Annotated in this window: 6 protein-coding genes; 4 read left to right on the top strand and 2 right to left on the bottom strand. The window is 68.6% G+C overall.

Annotated elements, in window-relative coordinates; translation table 11 throughout:
• Nucleotides 1-129 precede the first annotated feature (129 nt).
• Nucleotides 130-321 carry a DUF397 domain-containing protein gene (locus ACIBEC_RS07195; protein WP_360505414.1) on the bottom strand — a complete coding sequence of 64 codons (192 nt, stop codon included), beginning with the start codon at nt 319-321 and terminating at the stop codon, nt 130-132.
• Nucleotides 314-1,177 carry a helix-turn-helix transcriptional regulator gene (locus ACIBEC_RS07190; protein ID WP_360505416.1) on the bottom strand — a complete coding sequence of 288 codons (864 nt, stop codon included), beginning with the start codon at nt 1,175-1,177 and terminating at the stop codon, nt 314-316. The genes ACIBEC_RS07195 and ACIBEC_RS07190 overlap by 8 nt, the downstream gene beginning before the upstream one ends.
• Nucleotides 1,178-1,441: 264 nt before the next feature.
• Between ACIBEC_RS07190 and ACIBEC_RS07185 the strand changes: the two genes are divergently transcribed.
• The 4 genes from ACIBEC_RS07185 (at nt 1,442) to dnaE (ending at nt 7,168) form a co-directional block, all read left to right on the top strand.
• A complete protein-coding gene (locus ACIBEC_RS07185; RefSeq protein WP_360505418.1) occupies nt 1,442-1,804 on the top strand; it encodes an ATP-binding protein in 363 nt (120 codons plus the stop codon).
• An 11-nt stretch (nt 1,805-1,815) separates the two neighbouring features.
• Nucleotides 1,816-2,049 (top strand): hypothetical protein, encoded by a 234-nt coding sequence (locus ACIBEC_RS07180; protein ID WP_360505420.1) that lies wholly within the window; start codon nt 1,816-1,818, stop codon nt 2,047-2,049.
• 181 nt (nt 2,050-2,230) lie between these two features.
• Nucleotides 2,231-3,505: a hypothetical protein gene (locus tag ACIBEC_RS07175; protein ID WP_360505422.1), complete on the top strand. Its 1,275-nt coding sequence runs from the start codon at nt 2,231-2,233 to the stop codon at nt 3,503-3,505.
• A gap of 129 nt (nt 3,506-3,634) precedes the next feature.
• Nucleotides 3,635-7,168 (top strand): DNA polymerase III subunit alpha, encoded by a 3,534-nt coding sequence (gene dnaE / locus ACIBEC_RS07170; protein ID WP_360505424.1) that lies wholly within the window; start codon nt 3,635-3,637, stop codon nt 7,166-7,168.
• The last annotated feature ends 31 nt before the right edge of the window (nt 7,169-7,199 follow it).

Raw genomic sequence — 7,199 nt, 5'->3', positions numbered from 1 at the left:
CGGGGGGTTCCTATTGGTCGGGGGGGGGGGGGGGGGGGGGGGGGGGGGGGGGGGGGGGGGGGGGGGGGGGGGGGGGGCGGGGGGGGGGGGGGGCCCCCCCCCCCCCCCCCCCGGGAGGGGCGTGAGGTGTCAGGCGTGGTGGTCGAATTCGCCGGCCTTGATGCCGTGGAGGAGGGCGGCGAGGGTGGCGGGGGTGGTGTGGATGATGGTGTGGCCCTCGTCGGACTCGCGGAGTTCGACCGCCCCGTTGGCTGTGCGGACCTCGACACACTCGTTGGTCGCGCCGCTGTAGCTGGACTTCTGCCACTTCGACTCAGGCATAGCTGTCTTCCGCTTCCTTCTTGACTGATCGGATGAGATCCCGTGACCTCTCGTTAGAGAGTGCCAGGGCGTCCATGCGGTCGAAGATGGTCCGATGCATGGCCAGGTCTGCTGGGGAGTCGAAGAACAGGACGCCCCGGGCGACATCCATCTGGACGGTGTCCAACTCGGGGACTGGGCCCGTGGCGAACGTGAGGTTCTCGGAAGCACCTGGGAAAGTGGCGACGGCGAAGGGCACTACACGGATTGAGATCCCGGGGTGCTCGGAGTCTTCGATGAGTGCATCGAGCTGCTCGGCAAGCACTTTGGGGCCGCCGAACTGCATTCGCAGTGCGGCTTCGTGGATGAACGCTTGGAGTGGCGTCTTGCCTGACCGGACTATCTGCTGCCGCTGGATCCGGAACGCGGTACGGACGTCGATCTCTGCGCGAGACAATGGGGGATAGACCCGAGTGAAGACAGCGGAGGCGTACATGCCGGTCTGCAACAGGCCTGGGATGTAGGTGGTCGTGCAGGTGGAGAGCATCGGTGCGTAGCTCTCGATCTCTGCGACTTCGAGGAAGTCTGCAGTCAGGACCTCGCGGTACTCCTCCCACCAGCCTCTTCCGCGCTCGGTGATCATCTCGGCGAGGGCGTCGATCAGCGGGAGATTGGCGCAGTTGCATGCGGCGGCGATGGTGCGGAGACGGTCGGTGCTGATGCCGATCCGCCCGGATTCCATCTGGGTGACCTGGGCGGGACTCATTCCCACAGCGCGCCCGAGTTCTGAACCGCCGTAGCCGGCCCGTTCGCGCATCCTCCGGAGCTCGGTGCCAATCCTGCGCTGGCGGAGTGTTGGGTTGGAGCGTGGAGGCATAGGTCCCTTCCGAAGGTCAGTGCGGCCAGTCTGCCGCGCGCGTCGAGCATCGGTCCACCGGTTACCACCGTAGGGGGAACTTCCGCAAAGAGTGGAAAATTGGATACTCAGCTGCGCTATGGTCGGTGTCACATCGATCCGACGGATCGTCAGTAACGCCTGCTAGCAAGCACCGCAGAGCAGCCATGTCCTTTCACCTGGCCTTGCTCACGGCGACATGTGTTCCGCCGGTTCTTCCCTCACTCACGCCTCGGGAGAAGTCCCATGCGTCACCTCAACACGCCCTTGATCGCCATCGCCCGTCAGTCCCTGCGCGACACCATGCAGCGCGTCGGGTGGGAGTCGTCGATCATCTTCGACGCGCAGCTCGCGCTCGTTGAGCTCCTGGTCAACGCCTGGCGGCACGGGGCCACGCCCGCGCCGATCGTCCAGATCATCTCCGCGAACCAGACCCTCCGCGTCTCCGTCACGGACGAGAGCCCGATCCCGCCCTCCCCGCAGGCGCCGGGCCTGTTCGCCGAATCCGGTCGGGGCCTCCAGCTGGTCGCCGGCCTCACGCACCGGTGGGGCGTCGACCCCCAGGAGCGTGGCAAGTCGGTCTGGTTCGAGCTGGACGGTGCCGCGTGAGGCGCCACCCCATGAAGCCGACCGATCCCCGGATCCGGCACTACACGGACGACCACATCCGCACCCTGCTGGCCGAAGTCCAGGAGCGTGGTAGGAAGTTCGGCCTGATCTGGCCGTCGGCCTGCACGGACAAGACCATCGAGGGCCGCGTCCTCGTCTGCTTCAACACCGCGCCCGCGTCGACCTTGCTCAACCTCCTCATGCTGCTCCTCGACGCCGAACGCGAGACCCCGTGCGATTCCTGATCGGGACGGCGTTCGCCGTCCTCCTCGCCCTCACCTTCGCGACCGTCGCCCTGGGCGTCGTCACCGCCCTCCGCGCGACCCCGCCCGACGAGGACGCCTGACCGGCCATCCCTGCCAACCCCCGCCACCCCCCGCCAGCCCCCGCCGCCCGTGCGCCGGGGGCTGCGGCACGATGAACCCCATGTCAGAGCAGAGAGACGACCGCTACGCGCCGCCGACCACCCTCCCGGGCCTCCTGCAGCGCGGCCGGGGGCAGGGTGCGCTGATCGCTGCCGAGGACCCGGCTTCGGCCGCCGACCTCGTGTACGGCTGCATCCGTTGGGAGTGGCGCTGGCACCGGCAGATCGACGACCGGGCGCTCTACCTGGCCCGACTGGTCCGGGACCTGGAGCTGCCGCTCGGACCAATTATCGAACTCCTGGCCGGGGACGCGTACGCCTGCGCGCGGGCCACCCAGGTGCTGGAGCGGCTGGCACTCGGCGGCTCGGAGGAGGCCCGGGAGGCGCTGCGGGCGTACGTCCGGGACGGCGAGCACTGGGTGGACGTCCTGGAGTCGGTGGCCGGCCGTTGGCCGGTGGCGTGGTGGGACGACCTCGAGGACGTGGCGCGGGCACGCCTGGAAGAGGGCCAGGACGACCCGCAGCCGTGGGCGTTGCCGTGGCACCGCTGGGAGCCGGCTGCCCCGAAGCGGGAGCGCCCGGCCGAAGCGCGGGAGCAGATGGCGGAGCCGGCGGAGATGACCTCCTCGGAGCTGCTGGAGCTGCTCGCCGACCCGGGTGAGTCGTTCCTGCGGAAGGCGGGCGCGCTGGGCCGGCTCATCCGCCGTGAGCCGGAGCCCGGCCTGGTCCCGCTGGTGCCGCTGCTCGGGACGGCAGACGGCCGGTACCCGGCGTTGCTGCGCCGGGCGGTCCGGAAGCTCGGCCCGCCGGCCAGGCCGGCCGCGCGGGGCTGGGTCACCTCCGGGATGCCCTGGCTGGCGCGGCTCGGGCATGAGGTGCTGGCCCGGCACATCGAGGAACAGGACGTTCCGACCTTGCTCGCCGCTCTGGAGCGGGACTGGGTGGAACAGGTCTGGTGCGGCCCGATGCACACCGCCCGGGGCCTGGCCCGGTTCGGTCCGAAGGCTGCCGACGCGACATCGCTGCTGCGCCGGTTCTGGCTCTGGACCCCGCACTCGTACGAGCGGCCCGGCTACCTCAGGGCGCTGGCCGCGATCGACCCCGCCGGACTGGACGGCGGGTACGTCGAGTCGCTCTGGGACTGCCAGTCCGATGCCCGGCTGTGGGCGGTCGAGCACGCTCCGGAACGGCCCGCTGTGACGGCCCGCCTCGCGTACCTCCGGGACGATCCGATGGAGGAGCCGGAGGTCAGAAATGCCGCCGCAGTGCGACTCGCCGGGCTGACCTCGGGGCCCCTCCCGCAGAGCGAGGAAGCGTTCGAAGGGAGGCTAGAGTAGACGCGTGAACGTGTGAGTGATGGTCCGGGCCCCGCGAGGCGCTCCGGGCCACATCCATTTCCAGGGCATCCCCTGTGACCTGCACGTTCGCCGGCCCACCAGACCAGCACGAGCCCCGGAGGCCCCGCCTTGAGCGACCAGCCGTTCGCGCATCTGCACGTCCACACCGAGTACTCGATGCTGGACGGTGCCGCCCGGCTGAAGCAGATGTTCAAGGAGGTCGAGCGCCTGGGCCAGACCCATGTCGCGATGACCGACCACGGCAACATGTACGGCGCCGCCGAGTTCCACCGGCAGGCCACCGACGCGGGCATCACCCCCGTCATCGGCATCGAGGCGTACGTCGCCCCCGAGTCCCGTTCCAACACCAAGCGCATCCTGTGGGGCCAGCCGCACCAGAAGCGCGACGACGTCTCCGCGTCCGGCGCGTACACCCACAAGACGATCTGGGCCCGGAACAAGGAGGGCCTGCACAACCTCTTCAAGCTGACCTCGCGCTCCTACGCCGAGGGCTGGCTGGTGAAGTGGCCCCGGATGGACAAGGAGCTGATCTCCGAGCTGTCCGGCGGCCTGATGGCCACCACCGGCTGCCCGTCCGGCGAGGTGCAGACCCGCCTGCGGCTCGGCCAGTTCGACGAGGCCGTGAAGTCCGCCGCCGACTACCAGGACATCTTCGGCAAGGAGAACTACTTCCTGGAGCTGATGGACCACGGCCTCGACATCGAGAAGCGGGTCCGCGACGGGCTGCTGGAGATCAGCAAGAAGCTGGACATCCCCCCGGTCGTCACCAACGACTCGCACTACACCACCGAGGCCGACGCCGGCGCGCACGACCTGCTGCTCTGCGTCCAGACCGGCAAGAACCTCTCCGACCCGGACCGCTTCCGCTTCGACGGCACCGGCTACTACATCAAGTCCGCCGCCGAGATGTACGCGCTGGACTCCTCGGACGCCTGGCAGGAGGGCTGCCGCAACAGCCAGCTCCTCGTCGCCTCCCGCGTCGACACCGAGGGCATGTTCAAGTTCAAGAACCTCATGCCCCGCTTCCCCATCCCGGAGGGCTTCGAGTCCGAGGCGGACTTCTTCAAGTCCAAGGTCTGGGAGGGCATGGACTGGCGCTTCCCGGGCGGGTACGACGAGGAGCACAAGAAGCTCGCCGAGTACGAGATGGACACCATCATCCAGATGGGGTTCCCGGCGTACTTCCTCGTCGTCGCCGACTTCATCATGTGGGCCAAGAGCCAGGGCATCGCGGTGGGCCCCGGCCGTGGCTCGGCGGCCGGCTCGCTGGTCGCGTACGCGATGGGCATCACCGACCTCGACCCCATCCCGCACGGCCTGATCTTCGAGCGCTTCCTCAACCCCGAGCGCATCTCCATGCCCGATGTCGACATCGACTTCGACGAGCGCCGGCGCGGCGACGTGATCCGCTACGTGACCGAGAAGTGGGGATCCGACAAGGTCGCCATGATCGTCACGTACGGCACCATCAAGGCGAAGGCCGCCATCAAGGACTCCTCGCGAGTCCTCGGCTACCCCTACGCGATGGGCGACCGCATCACCAAGGCGATGCCGCCGGACGTCATGGGCAAGGGCATCCCGCTCTCCGGCATCACGGACAGCAGCCACCCGCGCTACGGCGAGGCCGGCGAGATCCGCGGGCTCTACGAGAGCGACCCGGACGTCAAGAAGGTCATCGACACCGCGCGCGGCATCGAGGGCCTGATCCGCCAGCCCGGCGTGCACGCCGCCGGCGTCATCATGTCCGCCGAGCCGCTCACCGACCACATCCCGGTCTGGACCCGGCACACCGACGGCGTCACCATCACGCAGTTCGACTACCCCACCTGTGAAGGCCTCGGCCTCCTCAAGATGGACTTCCTCGGCCTGCGCAACCTGACGATCATGGACGACGCCGTCAAGGCGATCGAGCGCAACAAGGGCGAGAAGATCGAGCTGCTCAAGCTGCCGCTCGACGACAAGCCGACCTACGAACTCCTCGCCCGCGGCGACACCCTCGGCGTCTTCCAGCTCGACGGCGGCCCCATGCGCTCGCTGCTGCGCCTGATGAAGCCCGACAACTTCGAGGACATCTCCGCGGTCCTGGCGCTGTACCGCCCGGGCCCGATGGGCGTCAACTCCCACACCAACTACGCGCTGCGCAAGAACGGCCAGCAGGAGATCACCCCGATCCACCCGGAGCTGGAGAAGCCCCTGGAGGAGGTGCTCCGGCCGACGTACGGCCTGATCGTCTACCAGGAGCAGGTGCAGAAGGCCGCGCAGATCCTCGCCGGCTACTCGCTCGGCCAGGCGGACCTGCTGCGCCGCGCCATGGGCAAGAAGAAGAAGGAGATCCTGGAAGCGGAGTTCGTCCCCTTCCAGAAGGGCTGCCGCGAGCGCGGCTACTCCGACGCGGCCATCCAGGCCGTGTGGGACGTCCTCGTCCCCTTCTCCGGCTACGCGTTCAACAAAGCGCACACCGCGGGCTACGGGCTGGTCTCGTACTGGACGGCCTACCTCAAGGCCAACTACCCGGCCGAGTACATGTCCGGCCTGCTCACGTCCGTCAAGGACGACAAGGACAAGTCCGCGGTCTACCTCAACGAGTGCCGCAAGATGGGCATCCAGGTGCTCCCGCCGGACGTCAACGAGTCGGACTCGGACTTCACCCCGCACGGTGACACCCTCGTCCGGTTCGGCCTCACCGCCATCCGCAACGTCGGCGGGCCGGTCGTCGAGTCGATGATCCGGACCAGGAAGACCAAGGGGAAGTTCTCCTCCTTCCCCGACTTCCTGGACAAGGTGGAGTCGGTGGTCTGCAACAAGCGGACCGTCGAATCGCTCATCAAGGCCGGCGCCTTCGACTCGCTCGGGCACACCCGCAAGGGCCTCAGCGCCCAGTTCGAGCCGATGATCGACAACGTCGTCGGGGTGAAGCGCAAGGAGGCCGAGGGGCAGTTCGACCTCTTCGGCGGCGACGCCACCGACGACGAGCCGAGCTTCGGACTCGACGTCGTCTTCTCCGAGGAGGAGTGGGAGAAGTCCTTCCTGCTCGCCCAGGAACGCGAGATGCTCGGCCTGTACGTCTCCTCGCACCCGCTGCACGGCATCGAGCACGTCCTCTCCGACAAGGCGGACTGCGCGGTCGCCGACCTCGCCGAACGGCCGGACGGGACGATCGTCACCATCGGCGGCATCATCTCGGGCCTGCAGCGCAAGATGACCAAGCAGGGCAACGCCTGGGCCATCGCGACCGTCGAAGACCTGGCAGGCTCCATCGACTGCATGTTCTTCCCGGCGAGCTACCAGCTGGTCTCCTCCCAACTGGTCGAGGACGCCGTGGTGTTCGTGCGCGGCAAGCTCGACAAGCGGGAGGACGTGCCGCGGCTGATGGGCATGGAGCTGTCCGTCCCCGACCTGTCGAACGCGCACGCCGACGCGCCGATCACCATCAACATCCCCAGCGGGAAGATCACGCCGCCGCTGGTCGCCCGGCTCAGCGAGGTGCTGACCCACCACAAGGGCACGACCGAGGTCCGGGTACGGCTGGAGAGCCGCACCAAGACCACGGTGCTGCGGCTCGACCGGCACCGGGTGAAGTCGGACCCGGCGCTGTTCGGGGACCTGAAGCAGCTGCTCGGGCCCAGCTGTCTGGCGGTGTGAGAAGTCTGCGTGCGCTACGGGCGGTTGACGC

The sequence above is a fragment of the Kitasatospora sp. NPDC051164 genome (assembly GCF_044455625.1).
In the GTDB taxonomy this organism is placed as follows: domain Bacteria; phylum Actinomycetota; class Actinomycetes; order Streptomycetales; family Streptomycetaceae; genus Kitasatospora.
Note: the sequence above shows the minus strand (reverse complement) of the source record. Positions and strands in the feature narration are given on the sequence as shown.